The sequence below is a fragment of the Nocardia sp. AB354 genome, from assembly GCF_049538315.1.
Classification (GTDB): Bacteria; Actinomycetota; Actinomycetes; order Mycobacteriales; family Mycobacteriaceae; genus Nocardia; species Nocardia nova.
In genome coordinates this window covers 1-556 of sequence record NZ_JBMVFU010000078.1, presented here as the reverse complement: position 1 = coordinate 556, position 556 = coordinate 1, and the positions used below count along the sequence as shown (strand labels likewise).

At 72.1% G+C, this 556-nt stretch carries 1 pseudogene; it reads right to left on the bottom strand.

What is annotated here, in order from left to right:
* Positions 1–556, bottom strand: a pseudogene (locus tag ACPCUW_RS35165) (pyruvate carboxylase); the annotation flags it as partial.

Here is a 556-nt window from a genome sequence, read left to right as displayed (position 1 = left end):
TGGGTCGGTGGCGAAATCGTCCACGTCCACGCCCGATCCGACCAGCGACAAGGCCAGATCGCCGACCACCTTGGAAGACGGGGTGACCTTCACCAGCCGGCCCAGCAGCCGGTCGGCGGCCGCGTACTTCGCCTCGACCTCCTCGAACCGGTCGCCCAGCCCGAGCGCGATGGCCTGTTGCCGCAGATTCGACAGCTGCCCGCCGGGGATCTCGTGGTGGTACACCCGCCCGGTCGGCCCCGGCAACCCGGACTCGAAGGGCGCGTAGACCTTTCGCAGTGCCTCCCAGTACGGCTCGAGGTCGCAGACGGCATCGAGGTTCAGCCCGGTGTCGTAGGGCGAATGCGCGGCCGCGGCGACGATCGCCGAGAGCGCGGGCTGGCTCGTGGTGCCTGCCATCGGCGCGCTCGCCCCGTCCACGGCGTCGGCGCCGGCCTGCCAGGCGGCCAGGTAGGTGGCGAGCTGCCCGCCCGGAGTGTCGTGGGTGTGCACGTGCACCGGCAGATCGAAGTTGCTGCGCAGCGCGGTCACCAGCGTGTGCGCGGCCGGCGCCCGT